This window comes from Streptomyces sp. NPDC097619, assembly GCF_040302735.1.
Classification (GTDB): domain Bacteria; phylum Actinomycetota; class Actinomycetes; order Streptomycetales; family Streptomycetaceae; genus Streptomyces.
This window is the reverse complement of sequence record NZ_JBEOSD010000189.1, coordinates 1-14185: the sequence shown is the minus strand read 5'-3', so window position 1 is coordinate 14185 and position 14185 is coordinate 1. Positions and strand designations below refer to the sequence as shown.

Annotated in this window: 13 protein-coding genes; 6 read left to right on the top strand and 7 right to left on the bottom strand. The window is 75.5% G+C overall.

Annotation, left to right across the window (positions count from 1 at the left end; all coding sequences use genetic code 11):
* The first annotated feature begins 102 nt into the window (after positions 1 to 102).
* Positions 103 to 804 (top strand): ribonuclease H family protein, encoded by a 702-nt coding sequence (locus tag ABTZ17_RS32610; protein ID WP_352199406.1) that lies wholly within the window; start codon positions 103 to 105, stop codon positions 802 to 804.
* A 95-nt stretch (positions 805 to 899) separates the two neighbouring features.
* Here the strand turns inward: ABTZ17_RS32610 and ABTZ17_RS32605 are convergent, their stop codons facing one another.
* A complete protein-coding gene (locus tag ABTZ17_RS32605) occupies positions 900 to 1712 on the bottom strand; it encodes an alpha/beta fold hydrolase (protein ID WP_352199405.1) in 813 nt (270 codons plus the stop codon).
* A 143-nt stretch (positions 1713 to 1855) separates the two neighbouring features.
* On the opposite strand from ABTZ17_RS32605, the gene ABTZ17_RS32600 reads away from it, so the two are divergent.
* Together ABTZ17_RS32600 and ABTZ17_RS32595 are read left to right on the top strand one after the other, a co-directional pair.
* Complete coding sequence (locus ABTZ17_RS32600; protein WP_352199404.1) at positions 1856 to 2425, top strand: TetR/AcrR family transcriptional regulator; 570 nt, start codon at positions 1856 to 1858, stop codon at positions 2423 to 2425.
* A gap of 264 nt (positions 2426 to 2689) precedes the next feature.
* Positions 2690 to 4303: an ATP-binding cassette domain-containing protein gene (locus ABTZ17_RS32595; protein WP_352199407.1), complete on the top strand. Its 1614-nt coding sequence runs from the start codon at positions 2690 to 2692 to the stop codon at positions 4301 to 4303.
* A 126-nt stretch (positions 4304 to 4429) separates the two neighbouring features.
* Here the strand turns inward: ABTZ17_RS32595 and ABTZ17_RS32590 are convergent, their stop codons facing one another.
* The 3 genes from ABTZ17_RS32590 to ABTZ17_RS32580 form a co-directional block, all read right to left on the bottom strand.
* Positions 4430 to 5647 carry a S8 family peptidase gene (locus tag ABTZ17_RS32590; RefSeq protein WP_352199403.1) on the bottom strand — a complete coding sequence of 406 codons (1218 nt, stop codon included), beginning with the start codon at positions 5645 to 5647 and terminating at the stop codon, positions 4430 to 4432.
* 414 nt (positions 5648 to 6061) lie between these two features.
* Positions 6062 to 7495 (bottom strand): MFS transporter, encoded by a 1434-nt coding sequence (locus ABTZ17_RS32585; RefSeq protein ID WP_352199402.1) that lies wholly within the window; start codon positions 7493 to 7495, stop codon positions 6062 to 6064.
* A gap of 127 nt (positions 7496 to 7622) precedes the next feature.
* Positions 7623 to 7982 (bottom strand): ArsR/SmtB family transcription factor, encoded by a 360-nt coding sequence (locus ABTZ17_RS32580; protein WP_352199401.1) that lies wholly within the window; start codon positions 7980 to 7982, stop codon positions 7623 to 7625.
* Positions 7983 to 8202: 220 nt separating this feature from the next.
* Here ABTZ17_RS32580 and ABTZ17_RS32575 point away from each other — a divergent pair, with 220 nt between their 5' ends.
* On the top strand, positions 8203 to 9156 hold the full coding sequence (locus ABTZ17_RS32575; protein WP_352199400.1) for a DUF4389 domain-containing protein: 954 nt from the start codon (positions 8203 to 8205) through the stop codon (positions 9154 to 9156).
* A 78-nt stretch (positions 9157 to 9234) separates the two neighbouring features.
* Here ABTZ17_RS32575 and ABTZ17_RS32570 read toward each other — a convergent pair whose 3' ends face one another.
* The 3 genes from ABTZ17_RS32570 to ABTZ17_RS32560 all read right to left on the bottom strand — a co-directional run bounded on the left by ABTZ17_RS32570 (position 9235) and on the right by ABTZ17_RS32560 (position 12228).
* Positions 9235 to 9678, bottom strand: coding sequence for a GNAT family N-acetyltransferase (locus tag ABTZ17_RS32570; protein ID WP_352199399.1), 444 nt, complete (start codon positions 9676 to 9678; stop codon positions 9235 to 9237).
* A 100-nt stretch (positions 9679 to 9778) separates the two neighbouring features.
* Positions 9779 to 10582, bottom strand: a complete 804-nt coding sequence (locus tag ABTZ17_RS32565) for a bifunctional 4-hydroxy-2-oxoglutarate aldolase/2-dehydro-3-deoxy-phosphogluconate aldolase (protein WP_352199398.1) — start codon at positions 10580 to 10582, stop codon at positions 9779 to 9781.
* Entirely contained in the window at positions 10579 to 12228 is a 1650-nt protein-coding gene (locus tag ABTZ17_RS32560; protein ID WP_352199397.1) for an N-acyl-D-amino-acid deacylase family protein, read from the bottom strand. The genes ABTZ17_RS32565 and ABTZ17_RS32560 overlap by 4 nt, the downstream gene beginning before the upstream one ends.
* A gap of 224 nt (positions 12229 to 12452) precedes the next feature.
* Here ABTZ17_RS32560 and ABTZ17_RS32555 point away from each other — a divergent pair, with 224 nt between their 5' ends.
* Both ABTZ17_RS32555 and ABTZ17_RS32550 read left to right on the top strand, forming a co-directional pair.
* Positions 12453 to 13568, top strand: a complete 1116-nt coding sequence (locus ABTZ17_RS32555) for a sugar kinase (protein WP_352199396.1) — start codon at positions 12453 to 12455, stop codon at positions 13566 to 13568.
* A gap of 92 nt (positions 13569 to 13660) precedes the next feature.
* Positions 13661 to 14071 (top strand): RidA family protein, encoded by a 411-nt coding sequence (locus tag ABTZ17_RS32550; RefSeq protein WP_352199395.1) that lies wholly within the window; start codon positions 13661 to 13663, stop codon positions 14069 to 14071.
* The last annotated feature ends 114 nt before the right edge of the window (positions 14072 to 14185 follow it).

Here is a 14185-nt window from a genome sequence, read left to right as displayed (position 1 = left end):
GCCGCCCGCTCGGGCCACGCGGCCCGCGCGGGCGGCCCGTTCGATGGCGCGTGCGGGCGGCCCGTGGCGGGGGCGGGGCCCGGAGTGGGGCATGATCGGGGGATGTCTGAACGCATCATCGCCGCCTGTGACGGGGCGGCCAAGGGCAACCCCGGTCCGGCGGGCTGGGGCTGGGTCATCGCCGACGCCGCGGGACGGCCGCAGCGGTGGGAATCCGGGGCCCTGGGCCGGGCCACCAACAACGCCGGGGAGCTCACCGCTCTCCAGCAGCTCCTGGAGGCGGTCCCGCCGGGGACCGCCCTGGAGGTGCGGATGGACTCCCAGTACGCCATGAAGGCCGTCACCCAGTGGCTGCCGAACTGGAAGCGGAACGGCTGGAAGAACGCCGCCGGGCAGCCGGTGGCCAACCGCGAGCTGGTCGAGCGGATCGACGCCCTGCTGACGGAACGCGAAGTGCAGTTCCGCTACGTGCCCGCGCACCAGGCGGACGGCGACCACCTCAACGCCATCGCCGACCAAGCGGCCAGCGATGCCGCGGTCAGCCAGACCGCGGCCGGCACGGCCCTGGGCAGCACGGAGTTCCCGGAGCCCGCCCCGGTGCGCAGCGCTCCGGCCCGCCGCAAGCCGGCCGGCGCCTCCCGCGCCCGGTCGACCGCCGGCGGTGCGGGCGGTTCGGGGTCCGCCCGCGCCATCACGGCCAAGTTCGCGGGGACCTGCCCGTGCGGGCGGCCCTACGCGGCGGGCGAGAAGATCACGAAGGTGGGGGCCCGCTGGGGCCACCCGGACTGCGCGGCCGCCGCGTAGCACCCCGGCGACCGGGGCGTCGGGGCCGTAGGACACGGTTCCGCCCCCGGGGCGTCGGCCCCTCCCGGTCTCCCGACCGCGCGCCCCGGCTCGCGTCAGCGCCGTCCGGGGAGACCGGACAGGAAGCCGGCCACCGCGCGGTGGAAGCCCTCCGGGTCCTGGAAGGGCACGTAGTGGTCGGTGTCCAGTCCGACGTACGTGGTTCCGGGCCGGTCCGCGACCATGGCGTCGGCCACCTCCTGCGGGAGGGAGTCGCTGCGCCGCCCGTGGACGAGCAGCGCGGGACAGGTACCGGCCCGCCACACCTCCCGGTACGAGCCGCCCGCCAGCGCGACGATCCGCAGGGTGTCCCCCGGGTGGAAGGGCAGCCGCACTCCCCCGCCGGGCACGGGCCGCAGGAAGGGGGCGATGGCCGGTCCGTGCGGGCCGCAGGCGGCGATCAGCTCTTCGGCGGTGTCCGCCGTGTAGGGCAGGGTGCGCAGGAAGTCCACTGCGGGGGATTCCGCGGCCCCTTCCGGCACTTCGACCGTGCCGTCGACGTTGATGAGCGCCGAGACCAGGTCGGGGCGCGCGGCCGCCAGGTGGTAGGCGTTGAGCGCTCCCATGGAGAAGCCGAGGACGGGCAGCGGCCCTTCCACTCCCAGCCGGTCGAGCAGGGCCACCGCGTCGGCGACGAAGCCCTCCCGCGGGTAGTCGGCGGCCCGGTCGGAATCCCCGTGGCCCCGCTGGTCCGGGGCGATGACCCGCCACTCGTCGCCGAGCGCCGCGGTCAGCCCGGCGAAGTGGGCGGCCTCCGAGAGCCCGCCGTGCAGGGCCAGCAGCGGGCGGCCGGAGCCGCCCGGGTCCAGGTAGGACAGCCTGCGGCCCTCGATCTCGAACTCCCCGCGCATCGCGTGGTCTCCCCTCACCGGTGGACGATCGGCTCGCCGGGGGCACCGCACGCGGCGGCCCCGGTCGTTCCAGGCTCCCAGAATTTGGGCAAGCGTGCAATACATTCGTATAGCGCATCTGCCCAACTCCACGAAGGGGGCCCGCGACTACCATCCGGGGCATGGGGAATCGAGAGGACCTGCTGGCCGGGGCGCGGCACTGCCTGGAGGAGAAGGGCTACCTGCGCACGACCGTGCGGGACATCGCCTCGGCCTCGGGCGTGAGCATGGCCGCGATCGGCTACCACTTCGGCTCGCGCGAGGCCCTCTTGAACCGGGCCCTGTTCGCGGCGATGGACGAGTGGAGCGAGGCGGTGGGCGGGCTCGCCGGCGAGGGCGAGACGGCCGAGGATCGCTGGGCGGACATGTGGGACCGCAAGATCCGCGATTTCGGCGAGCTGCGCTGGCTGTGGGTGGCCTCGGTGGAGGCTTTCGTGCACGCCCAGTCCTCCCCCGAGCTGCTGGCGATCCTGGCGGAGGGGCAGCGCGCCTCCCGGCGCGAGGTGGCCGCGCACCTGCGGGGCGTGCCCGAGGAGGAGGTCGCGGAGTCCGACGTGCGGGGGGTGGGGTCGGTGCAGATCGCCCTGCTGACGGGTGTGATGGTGCAGTGGCTCACCGATCCCGCGCAGGCCCCGGACGGCCGCGAACTGGCCCGGGGACTGCGGACCCTGGCGTCCCTGCTGGAGAAGTAGAGGGGGCCCACCAGGGGCCGCCCTGATCACACCTCCGGAACGACCTCGCACCGAGGAAGCGGCGTGCGGATCCACGCGGAGCTCTTGACGAGACGCAACGTCTCGTCTAGCTTTGGACGCGTCGCCGGGTCCCGACCCGGGGACGGCCCCCGTTCCCCAGTGGAAGGAACCCACTTGAAGCCTGCTCCCGCGGCCCCCACCGCTCCCTCCGCCGCCGCTCCGGCACCCGTCCGCGCAGCCGGGTCCCAGCTCGCGCTCTCCGAGGTGACCAGACGCTTCGGCGACCGGCTCGTCCTCGACCGCGTGAGCCTGACCGTCCGGCCGGGCGAGCGGGTCGGGATCGTCGGGGACAACGGGTCCGGCAAGTCCACGCTGCTCCGACTGATGGCCGGCCTGGACCGACCCGACAACGGCACCCTCACCGTGACCGCCCCGGGCGGCATCGGGCACCTCGCCCAGACCCTCGACCTGCCGCCGACCGCCCGCGTGGGGGACGCCGTGGACCTGGCCCTGGCCGGGCTGCGCGCCCTGGAGGCGCGGATCCGGGCCGCCGAGGCGGGGCTGTCGGCGGCCGGTCCCACCGGGATGGCGGAGTACGCCGCCCTGCTCGCCCGCCACGAGGCCCGCGGTGGTCACGAGGCCGACCGGCGGGTGGACGTGCTCCTGCGCGGGCTCGGCGAACGGGCCCCCCTCGACCGCGACCGCCGCCTCGGCACGCTCTCCGGCGGACAGCGCTCCCGGCTCGCGCTCGCGGCCGCCCTGGCCCCCGCCCCGGAGCTGCTGCTCCTCGACGAGCCGACCAACGACCTCGACGACGAGGCGGTGGACCGGCTGGAGGAGCACCTGCGGCACCACCGCGGCACCGTGGTCGCGGCCACCCACGACCGCACCTTCCTGGACCGCTTCACCGACACCGTCCTGGAGGTCGACGGGGACTCCCGCACCGTCCACCGGCACGGCCACGGCTACGCCGGCTACCTGGCCGCCAAGGCCGCCGAACGGGCCCGGCAGGCCCGCGAGCACGAGGAATGGCGCCTCGAACGCGCCCGGCAGGAAAGGCTGGCGGGCAACGGCTCCGTGCTGCTGGCCGCGATCCCCCGCAGCGGACCGCGGGCCTTCAGCGGGGCGGGCGCCTTCCGCGCCCGGTCCCGCTCGCACGGGGCGCAGGGCCGGATCCGCAACGCGCGGGAACGGCTGCAACGGCTGGCCGCGCACCCGGTGCCGCCGCCTCCGGAGCCGCTCCGCTTCAGCGGGCGGGTCCCGGCGGGCGGCACGGGACCGGGTGCGGAGTCGGGGCCGGATGCGGGGGCGGTGCTCCTGGCGGGAGTAAGAGTCGGCGACCGCCTCCACCTGCCCGCACTGCAGCTGGCGCGCGGCGAGCGACTGCTGGTGACCGGCCCCGCCGGGGCGGGCAAGAGCACCCTGCTCGCGGTCCTCGCGGGTGAACGGGTGCCCGACGGAGGGACGGTGAGGCGTCCCGCGCGGACCGGGCTGCTCCGGCAACAGGAGGACCCGATCGCGGCCGGGGACGAGCGCACCCTGCGGGCGGCTTTCGGGGACGGCCGGCCCGGCACCCCCGAGGAGCACGCGGCGGCGCTGCTCGCGCTGGGGCTGTTCCGCCCGGCCGACCTGAGGGCCCCGGTGGGCGGACTGTCGGCCGGGCAACGGCGCAGGCTGGGGCTGGCCCGACTGCTGACGGCCGGTCCGCTGGACCTGCTGTTGCTCGACGAGCCGACGAACCACCTGGCCCCGGCGTTGGTGGAGGAGCTGGAGGCGGCGTTGGCCGTCTTCCCGGGCACGCTGGTGGTGGCCAGTCACGACCGCCGGGTCAGGGAACGGTTCCGGGGGCGGCGCCTGGAGTTGCCGGGTGCCCGGTGAGGGCACGGCCGTGCGGCCCCGCTCCTGGTCCGGAGCGGGGCCGCACGGTCAAGCGGTGGTTCCCGCGCGTGTGGGGGGCCGCGCGGTCATGACCCGTGGTGCGCGCGCGTGGGGACGCGCGCCGGGTCAGGGGACGATCTGGAGGAGCTTGTTCGGCGAACCGCTGCCGGGGCTGGTCACCTTGTTGTTCACGGCTCCGTTGACCAGGGCGGTCGCCACCTGCGCCGGGCTGGCCGAGGTGTGGCCCGCGAGGTAGACGGCCGCGGCGCCCGCGACGTGCGGGGCCGCCATCGAGGTGCCCGAGATGGTGTTGGTGGCCGTGTCGGAGGTGTACCAGCCCGCCGTGATGTTCACGCCGGGCGCGAACAGGTCGAGGACGGAACCGAAGTTGGACCAGCTGGCCTTGGCGTCGGTGTTGCTGGTGGCGCCGACCGTGATGCCCTCGGTGACCCGGGCGGGCGAGGTGTTGGCCGCGTTCACGCCGGAGTTGCCCGCCGCGATGGCGTAGGTGATGCCGTCCGCGATGGACCGGCGGACCGCGGCGTCCAGGGTGCTGGACGCTCCGCCGCCGAGCGACATGTTGGCCACGGCCGGGACGCCCGCCTGGTGGTTCGCGGTGACCCAGTCGATGCCCGCGATGACTCCGGCGGTGGTGCCGGAACCGTTGTTGTCGAGCACGCGGACGGCGACGACGCGGGCCTTCTTCGCGACGCCGTAGGTGGCGCCCGCGATGGTGGTGGCCACGTGCGTGCCGTGCCCGTTGCCGTCCTGGGCCACGTTGTCGTTCTGCACCGCGTCGTACCCGTTGACCGCCCGGCCGCCGAACTCCCGGTGGGAGATGCGGACACCGGTGTCGATCACGTACGCGGTGACGCCCGAGCCCGCCGAGTCCGGGTAGGTGTAGGTGCCGTTCAGCGGCAGGTTGGGCTGGTCGATCCGGTCCAGGCCCCAGGGCGCGTTGGTCTGCGTGGCGTCGGACCGGACGATCTGGTTCTGCTCCACGGACGCCACCGCCGGGTGGGCGGCGAGCTTCCGGGCCTGCGCGGCGGTGAGCTGGGCCGCGTAGCCGTTCAGGGCGTGGGAGAAGGTCTTGCTGACCTTGCCGCCGTGACCGGCTATGAGTCCCTTGCCCTGGACGGAGGCGGCGGAGAAGCCCGCGCCCGACTTCAGGGTGACGATGTAGCTGCCGGGGACGGCGGTGGGCGAGTCGGCGGCCAGGACGGTGCCGGTGGCCGTGGGGGCGGCCTGGGCGGGAACCGTCGCGAGCGTGCCCAGCAGCGCCGAGGTGGCGGCGGCCGAGACGAGGACGGCGATGCGGGTCCTGGTGCTGCTCTTCAGTGCCATGACGAGGGGTTCCTCCTCTGTGGCGGCGCCGCCCCGGGTACGGGCGGCACACGTGGGGGTGTGATGTGGGGGTCGCACGTGTCCGGCGGCCGGACGTCTCCGTCGCCGGTGCGTTCGAAACCGTCGCTCATCTACGCAGGTAGAACAAGGGAGTTGACGTCATTTCACATCGCCGACACGGTGCTGTCACGCCATCGCTCTGATCACACGCGTCACTCGCACGCCGTCATGAAGGGCCGACACGTTCCTGTAACCGGGCGCGCGCGTCCGCTCTCCGGGGACGCGGCGACGCCGGGCGGGAACATAGTCGGGCAGGGCGGGGCGTACGGTGCGGGGGCGCCGGATGCGGCACCCGGGAGCCGGGTGCGCGACGGCGGAGCGGGGCGCTCCGGGAAATTGGCCGGGCAGTACCCGTCAGGGTCGGGCGGGCCAACGGGGGTGGAGGGGGTCGATGCGGAACGCGTGGCTGTGGCGCCGGCCGGATCCGGTGGGCACCGCGCCGGCCAGATGCGGATGGTCCGGGGGCAGTTCGCCGTGCAGGTGCTCCAGGGCCTCGGGGTCGCGTCGGGGCCAGGAGCGCAGGGCCGTGACGGCTCCGGCGAGGGCGAGGGCTCCGAGCGCGGCGGCCGCGCCGGCGGGGCCGGCCGTCGTGGCGAGCCTTCCGGCGAGGGGGTAGGTCAGCAGCCAGCAGGCGTGCGAGAGGGCGAACTGCGCGGCGAAGGCGGCGGGCAGGGCGGCCGGAGCGGCCGAGCGGCGGATCACCCGGCCCGTGGGGGTGAGGACCGCCGAACCCGCCGCGCCGAGCAACAGCCAGGCGGTGAGCAGCAGCGGCCAGGCGGCGGGGCCGGGCGACGCGGCGGGGGCCCCCGGCCCTGCGGACACCCCGGTCGCATCCGGGGCGAGGGAGAGGACGAGGGCGGGCAGGGTGAGGAGTCCGGCGAGGAGGAGGGCGCCGGGAAGCATGACCGCCCGGTCCCCCACCCGACGCAGGAGCCGTGGGAGGGCGAGGGCCACGGCCATGGAGCCCGCCCCGTAGGCGGCGAGGGCGAGGGCCACGTCCGTTTCGCTCCGCCCGAGCCCGTGGCGCACGAGGAGAACGGTGTTGACGAGGACCATCGAACCGGCGGCGGCGACGGCGAGGTTGAGGGCCGCGAGGGCGCGCAGCCGAGGGGTGGCGAGGAAGAGCCGGAAGCCGGGTGCGGGGCGGAGGTCCGTGCGATCGGGCCCATGGCCGTCGGCTCCGGCCGGCCCGTGACCGTCGGCTCCGGCCGGCTCGGGACCGCCGGGCAGGGCGGTCCGGACGACCAGGGCCGCGGAGGCGAGGAAGCCCAGTCCGGTGCCGGCGAAGAGCCACGGGAAAGGGACGACCGTGAGGAGGGCCGCCGCCAGGGCCGGACTGGCGAGGCTCTCCAGGTCGTAGGCGAGCCGGGAGAGCGTGAGGGCCCGGGTGTAGTCGGCCTCCGCCGGCAGGAGCGCGGGCAGGGTGGCCTGGTACACGGGGGTGAAGAGGGCGGAGGCGGCCTGGAGCAGCAGCACCAGAGCGAGGACCTGCCACACCCGGGTGACGAACGGCAGGGTCAGCGCGAGGGCGGCGCGGGCGAGGTCGAGTCCGACGAGCAGGGTGCGGCGGGGTAGTCGGGCGGCGAGGCGCCCGGCGAGGGGGGACACCACCACGTAAGCGACCATCTTGATGCCGAGGGCGGTACCGAGCACCGCGGAGGCGTCCGCTCCGGCGAGCCGGTAGGCCAGGAGCCCGAGGGCCACGGTGGCCAGCCCGGAGCCCGCGAGGGAGAGCAACTGGGCCGCGAACAGGCGACGGTACGCGGGCCGGTTCGGGACGACGGGCATGCGGGCCTCCGGCACGGGGTGCGGTCGGCACCATTGTGGTGCACGTGTGCGCATCCGTGCACGTGTTTCGGTGGAGTTCCCGGAGACGGGTCGGGTTCGTCGTGACCCGGATCAGTCGTGACCCGGATCAGTCGTGCCAGGGTTCGCCCGTGACGCGGTGGTCGGCGTGGCTGAGGGCTTCGGTGACGAGCCGCCTCAGGTGGCCGTCGGCGAGGCTGTAGAGGACGTGGCGGCCGTCCTTGCGCGACTGCACGAGCCCGGCCAAGCGCAGTTTGGCCAGGTGCTGGCTGACGGCGGGTCGGGCCGCCCCGCAGGCCGCGGCCAGCGCGGTCACGTCGGATTCGCCCCGGGTGAGCTGCCAGAGCAGGTGCAGCCGGGTGGGGTCGGCGAGCATCGCGAAGACCGCCGCGGCCGCGGCGAGTTCCCTGCTGCCCGGGGTGCGCAGGTGCGCGGGGTCCGCTGTGGGGAGGGGTTCGCGTCCGGCCATGGGCCCATCGTAGGCGGGCCGCGGCGAACCGGGACGGGCGCGACCGGCCCCGGGCGCCGGCCCGCCGGCCTGGCGGAGTGGGCCGGTGGGTGGCCCGGTGGGCGGCCCGCGGGCGACATGCCGGGCCGGTCCTTGGCCGGGTGGGACGGGCGCGGTACGCCTGTCCCCTGTCCTCGCCCGTACCGCGCGGGCGCGTCCGGAACCGGAACAGGAGTCCTCGATGAGCACAGGGTGGGAAGCCCGTACTTCCGGTGCGGACGGCGGTCCGGAGCCGGAAGCGCTGCCGGAGCTGGATGTTCCGCCGCCGGGTCGGCAGCGGCGTTGGACGGTGCTGCTGCGCGGGCTGTTGCTGATCCCCCAGTTCGTGGTGACGGCGGTGCTCGGCTTCGCGGCCTTCTTCGTGACGGTGGCCGGGTGGTTCGCGGCACTGTTCACGGGCCGGATGCCGGCGGGCCTGGGCGGGTTCCTCTCCGACTACCTGGCCTACGCGACCCGCGTGACCGCGAGCGCGATGCTCCTCGTGGACCGCTATCCGCCGTTCTCGTTCGAGGCCCGCGGGTACCCGGTACGGGTGTCGCTGCCGCCGCCGGGCCCGCTGAACCGGTGGGCCGTGCTGTTCCGGCTGGTGCTGATGATCCCGGCGGTGGTCGTCGCGAGCCTGCTGCAGTCCGGATGGTTCGTGCTGGCCTGGGTGTTCTGGCTGATCGCCCTCGTGCTCGGGCGGCTGCCGGAGACCGTGTTCGGGGCCGTGGCGGCCGTGGCCCGGTACCGGATGCGGCTGATGGCGTACGTGATGATGCTCGGCTCCGCCTACCCCAAGGGCCTGTTCGGCGAGGACCCGGGGAGCCGACCGGTCCCGGTAGCGGCGACGGGTACGGGCGCGGGTGGGGGTGCGGGCCCGGCGGCGGGGGTCGTGTCGGGGCCGGACCCGACCAAGGGGGCCGGGGCGGAGACGGGCGACGGGTACGGGGCGGCCGACGGATACCGGGCGGGCGCCGGGGCCGGGGTCGACGGGCCCTCCGGGACCCGACCGCTGGTCCTGGGCACCGGCTCCAAGGTGTTGGTGGTGCTCTTCCTGCTGCTCGGACTGCTGGGCGGCGGTGCCTCGGGGACGGCGGGCACGACCTCGGACGACGCCGGCGCCGGCCCGGGAACGTCCTTCCGCGCGCGTTGAGCGATCAGGTCGGCGCGAGCGATGCGGCCGGCCCTCGTGTCCGTCGCGGTCACGGGGTGCCGGCCGTCGCGGTTCGGGTCAGCCGTCGAGCCGCTTGAAGAAGTGGACGTCCTCGGCCCCGCCGGGGATGCCGTGGGTCCGGCCCGTCTCGGTGTACCCCTGCCGACGGTAGAACTCCGGCGCCTGGAAGGTGAAGGAGGAGACGGAGGCCCGGTCGCAGCCCCGGCGGCGCGCTTCCTCCTCGGCGGCGCGCAGCAGTTTCGCTCCCCAACCGTCCTTGCGACTGTCCTCGCGGACCCACAGCATTTCGATGCCGAGCAGCCCGCCCCAGGTCCAGGCGGTCAGTCCGCCGATCAGCTCCCCGGCGGCGTCGACGGCCTTGACGCTGAGGGAGCCCTGATCGGCCGCGGTGGTTCCGGTCGCCGCGAAGTTGATCTCGTCGAGGCCGTCCGAGAGGCGGGCGCTCAGTTCGGTGTCGCTGTGGCCGACGCGGAGTTCGGCGCCGTCGTGTCCGTGGGGCATCCGGGCAGTTTCGCACGCGAGGGCGGGCGCGGCACGGCGGACCTCGGATCGCGGCGGGCCAGGGCACTTCGACACGGCCGGCGCCGCCGTCCGCCCGGGGTCAGGCTCCCGCGTCGGCCCGGCAGGCCGCGGTGAAGGCGCGGGCGCGGCGGGTGATCTCGGCCCAGTCGCCGGCCGCGACCGCGGCGGGCGGCACCACCTCGGTGCCGGCGCAGACGGCGAGCGCGCCCCGGGCCAGGAATTCGGCCGCGTTGGCGGAGTCCACTCCGCCGGAGGCGACCAGGGGGACCCCGGGGTAGGGGCCCGCGAGGTCGGCGAAGTAGCGGGGGCCGAAGGCGCGGGCCGGGAAGATCTTCACTGCGGCGGCACCGAGGTCCAGGGCCCGGGCGACCTCGGTGGGGGTGAGGGCGCCCAGGACGACGGGGACACCGGCGGCCCGCGCGACGGCGGCGACCTCGGGGCGGCAGCCCGGGGTGACCAGGAAGCCGGCTCCGGCCGCGATGGCTTCCTCGGCCTGGGCGGCGGTGAGGACGGTGCCCGCGCCGATGCGGTGACCCGCGGCGGCGGCGCGGGCCAGGTGGTCCGTCACCCCCGGGGTGGTGAAGGTGAATTCGGTGCGGGTGATGCCGCCCGCGGCGAGGGCCTCGCAGAGGGCCGCCGCGTCGGGGATCTCCGGGGCCCGGACCACCGCGATGACCGGGTCCGCGGCCAGGTCCGCGCGGAGCGCCGCGGCGGTGGCCTCGGTACCGATGGGGTCGGCGGCGGGGTCCGGGCGCTGCGGGCCGGGGAGGACGGCGGACTCGGCTGCGGCGCCGGGCGGTGCGGGGTGGGAAGTCGTGGCGGGACGGGGGGTCGTCGCGGGACGGGGGGTCGTCGCGGGCTGGGAGTGCGTGCCGGCGCTCATGCGGGGGCCTTTCCTCGGGGCGGGACGGCGCGCGGGCCGTCCTCGGTGCGGCGCAGGGCCCGGCCGGGCAGGGCGCCGGTGGTCCGGCCGTCCCGGAGCACGGGGACGCCGTTGACGTGGACGTGGACGATCCCGGTGGCGGGGCGCCGGGGTTCTTCGTAGGTGGCCGCGTCCTCGACGGTGTCCGGGTCGAAGAGGACGAGGTCGGCGTGGTGTCCGGGTCTGATGAGGCCGCGGTCGCGGAGGCCGAGGCGGCGTGCGGGCCGTCCGGTCATGCGGGTGACGGCCTCTTCGAGGGTGAGGACGCCGAGGCGGCGGGCGTAGTGGCCGAGGTAGCGGGGGAAGGTGCCCCAGGCCCGGGGGTGGGGGCGGGCCCCGACGAGCAGGCCGTCGCTGCCGACGGTGTGCGCGGGGTGGCGCATGACGGCGCGGACGTTCTCCTCGTGTCCGACGTGCTGGAGGATGCCGGTGGCGAGGCGGTCCTCGCGGAGCAGGGAGAAGAAGACCTCGGTGCCGCCGGTGCCGCGGTCCCGGGCGATCGCGGCGACGGTCCGTCCGACGGTGTCGGCGAGGCCGGGGTGGGCGGTGCCGGAGATCTGCACGGTCTCCCAGTCCGCGGTGACGCCGTGGCAGCCGTCACTGCCGGTCTCTTCCAGCGCGGTCCGGATGCGGGCGCGGGCGGCGGGGTCGTCGAGTCGGGCCAGGGTGGCCTCGGGCCCGCCGGCGGTGGCCCAGCCGGGGAGCAGGGCGGCGAGCGTGGTGGCGCCGGGCAGGTAGGGGTAGCTGTCGAGGGTGAGGTCGACGCCGGCGGCGAGGGCTTCGTCGAGGAGGGTGAGGAATTCGCCGGCGCGGCCGCGGTTGACCTCGAAGTTCATGGTGGCGTGGGCGAGGTGGAGGGCGCAGCCGGTGCGGCGTGCGATCTCGATCATCTCCGCGTAGCCCTCCAGGGCCCCGGCGCCGTACGAGCGCTGGTGGGGGCAGTGGTAGGCGCCGTGGGCGGCCAGGACCTCGCAGAGCGCGACGAGTTCGGCGGTGTCGGCGTACATGCCGGGCGTGTAGCTGAGCCCGCTGGACATGCCCACGGCGCCTTCGGCGAGTCCCCGGGCCAGCAGGGCGCGCATCCGGTGGAGTTCGTCGGGGGTGGGAGGCCGGTCCTCCCAGCCGACGGCGAGCATGCGCAGGCTGCCGTGCGGGACGAGGTAGCAGGCGTTGACGGCGGTGCCGGCGGTGTCGAGCCGGTCGAGGTAGCCGCCGACGCCCCGCCAGTCCCAGTCGAAACCGTGCGGGTCGCCGTTCCAGCCCGCGATGTGCCGGCGGATCGCCGCCAGGGTGGTGTCGTCCACCGGCGCGTAGGACAGGCCGTCCTGACCGAGCACCTCGCAGGTGATGCCCTGGGTGACCCGGGAGGCGTGCTCGGGTTCGACCAGGAGGCGGAGGTCGGAGTGGGAGTGCATGTCGATGAATCCGGGGGCCAGGACCAGCCCGTCCGCGTCGAGGACGCGGCCCGCCGAGGGTGCGGGGCGGGCTCCGGCGCGGTCGGTGCGGACCTCCGTGATCAGGCCGTCGGTGACGGTGACGTCGGCGCGGAACCGGTCGGCGCCGGTGCCGTCGACCACGGTGGCGCCCCGCAGCAGCAGTTCGGCCATCGGGAGCACGTCCTCACGAGCGTTGCATCATGCACAACGGACGTTGCGCATCCTGGTGTTAAGGTTCTAGCAGGAGGCCGGTCGGAGGTCAAAGGACCAGCGAGCCGGCCCCTTTCGGTCCCTTTCGGCCCGTCTCGGCTCGCGTCGACTCCTTCCGCGCGATCGGGGTTCGGGGTGTCGATGCGGGCCCGGGTCAGGGACGGGACCAGCAGGAGGAGTGCCGCATGGCGGATCCGGACACCGGCGGGAGCGCGGAGCACACCCCCGCGGCTCCCGGCTCCGCGGGGCGCGCCTCCGCGACACCAGGCGCGGGCACCGCGCCGGTCGCGGTGTGCGTCGGCGAGTCGATGGCGGTGTTGCTCCCGGACCGCCCGGGCCCGCTGGAACGGGTGGACTCCTTCCGGACGGCCGTCGGCGGAGCCGAGTCCAACGTGGCCTGCGCCCTGGCCGGGTTCGGCGTACCGAGCGCCTGGGTGAGCCGGATCGGGGACGACGGCTTCGGCCGCAGGCTGCGGAGCGCGGTGGCCGCGCACGGCGTGGACGTGTCCGCCGTGCAGGTGGACCCGGCGCGCCCGACCGGCGTGTACGTCAAGGAGAGCGGCGGCTCCGCGCACCCGCACGACCTGGGACCGGGCAACAGCCGTCTGCACTACTACCGTTCCGGCTCGGCGGCCTCCGCCCTCTCCCCCGCCCTGCTGGAGCTGCCGGAGGCGGCGCGGATCCTCGACGGGGCACGGTTGGTGCACCTGTCCGGGATCACGGCCGCCCTGTCGGACGACTGCCTGGAGCTGGTCCGCGCCCTGCTGCGGGAGCGCCCCGCGGGGCGGCTCGTCAGCTTCGACCTCAACTGGCGGCCCGCTCTGTGGCGGGACCGCGACCCCGGGGTACTGCCCGCCCTCCTCGACGCGGCGGACGTCCTGCTGCTCGGCGCGGACGAGGCGGAGGCGACGTTCGGCGAAGACGATCCGGTCCGGCTGCGGCGGTTGTTCCCCCGCCCGCGGACCGTGGTCGTGAAGGACGCGGGGCACGCCGCGACCGTGCTGGAACACGGCCGGACGGTGGTGACGCAGCCCGCCCTGCGGGTGGCCGTGGTGGAGCCGACGGGGGCCGGTGACGCGTTCGCGGCCGGATTCCTGGCGGGCACCCTGCGCGGCCTGGACACACGGTCCCGGCTCCGGCTGGGCCACATCGCGGCGGCCTCGGCCCTCACCCGGGCGGGCGACCAGGGCACACCGCCGCCCCCCGGAGTGACGGCGGCCCTGCTGGCCGCCACGGAAGAGGAGTGGGCCCGGACCCGCGTGACCGCCGACGGGTACTCCTCACCGGCCCTCGCCGCCTGACGCGACGGTCGGTGAAGACGGCACCCGGACACCGGGAACGGACGGCCCCGGAAGGGGGCGAACCGAGAAGAAGAGGAAGAGGAAGCAGAAGGATGAGCGAGAAGAAGACGGAGATCCGCACGACGGGCGCCCCGGCCCCGGCCTGGATGTTCTCCCAGGGCGTCCGCAAGGGCCCGATCCTCCAGGTTTCGGGACAGGGCCCGCAGGATCCGGTCACGGCGGAGTACCTGTACCCGGGGGACGTGAAGGCGCAGACCCGGCGCACCCTGGAGAACGTCAAGGCGATCGTGGAGGCGGGCGGGGCGACGGTCGAGGACGTGGTGATGTTCCGCGTCTACCTCACCGAGCGCGCCCACTTCCCCCTCATGAACGAGGCGTACGCCGAGTTCATCGAGGAGAACATCCCGGCCGGCGGGGTGAAGCCCTGCCGGACCACCGTGTTCACCGGGCTGCCGCAGGAACCGATGCTCGTGGAGATCGACGCCCAGGCCGTCGTGGGCTGAGGGACGGGGAGAGGTGGTCGGGGGGGGGGGGGCGGGCGGGGACCCCCCGGGGGCGCACGCGCCCGCGCCGGGGCCCCCCCGCCACCACCACGATGAACACGCCCTGGAGCCGGC

What these genes read in the sequence shown, in the direction of transcription:
- ABTZ17_RS32575 (WP_352199400.1), top strand. Translation starts at nt 8,203, where the DNA reads ATGAGCACAGGGTGGGAAGCCCGTACTTCCGGTGCGGACGGCGGTCCG.
- ABTZ17_RS32550 (WP_352199395.1), top strand. Translation starts at nt 13,661, where the DNA reads ATGAGCGAGAAGAAGACGGAGATCCGCACGACGGGCGCCCCGGCCCCG.
- ABTZ17_RS32570 (WP_352199399.1), bottom strand. Translation starts at nt 9,678, where the DNA reads ATGCCCCACGGACACGACGGCGCCGAACTCCGCGTCGGCCACAGCGAC.
- ABTZ17_RS32590 (WP_352199403.1), bottom strand. Translation starts at nt 5,647, where the DNA reads ATGGCACTGAAGAGCAGCACCAGGACCCGCATCGCCGTCCTCGTCTCG.
- ABTZ17_RS32610 (WP_352199406.1), top strand. Translation starts at nt 103, where the DNA reads ATGTCTGAACGCATCATCGCCGCCTGTGACGGGGCGGCCAAGGGCAAC.
- ABTZ17_RS32600 (WP_352199404.1), top strand. Translation starts at nt 1,856, where the DNA reads ATGGGGAATCGAGAGGACCTGCTGGCCGGGGCGCGGCACTGCCTGGAG.
- ABTZ17_RS32565 (WP_352199398.1), bottom strand. Translation starts at nt 10,582, where the DNA reads ATGAGCGCCGGCACGCACTCCCAGCCCGCGACGACCCCCCGTCCCGCG.
- ABTZ17_RS32580 (WP_352199401.1), bottom strand. Translation starts at nt 7,982, where the DNA reads ATGGCCGGACGCGAACCCCTCCCCACAGCGGACCCCGCGCACCTGCGC.
- ABTZ17_RS32555 (WP_352199396.1), top strand. Translation starts at nt 12,453, where the DNA reads ATGGCGGATCCGGACACCGGCGGGAGCGCGGAGCACACCCCCGCGGCT.
- ABTZ17_RS32585 (WP_352199402.1), bottom strand. Translation starts at nt 7,495, where the DNA reads ATGCCCGTCGTCCCGAACCGGCCCGCGTACCGTCGCCTGTTCGCGGCC.
- ABTZ17_RS32560 (WP_352199397.1), bottom strand. Translation starts at nt 12,228, where the DNA reads ATGGCCGAACTGCTGCTGCGGGGCGCCACCGTGGTCGACGGCACCGGC.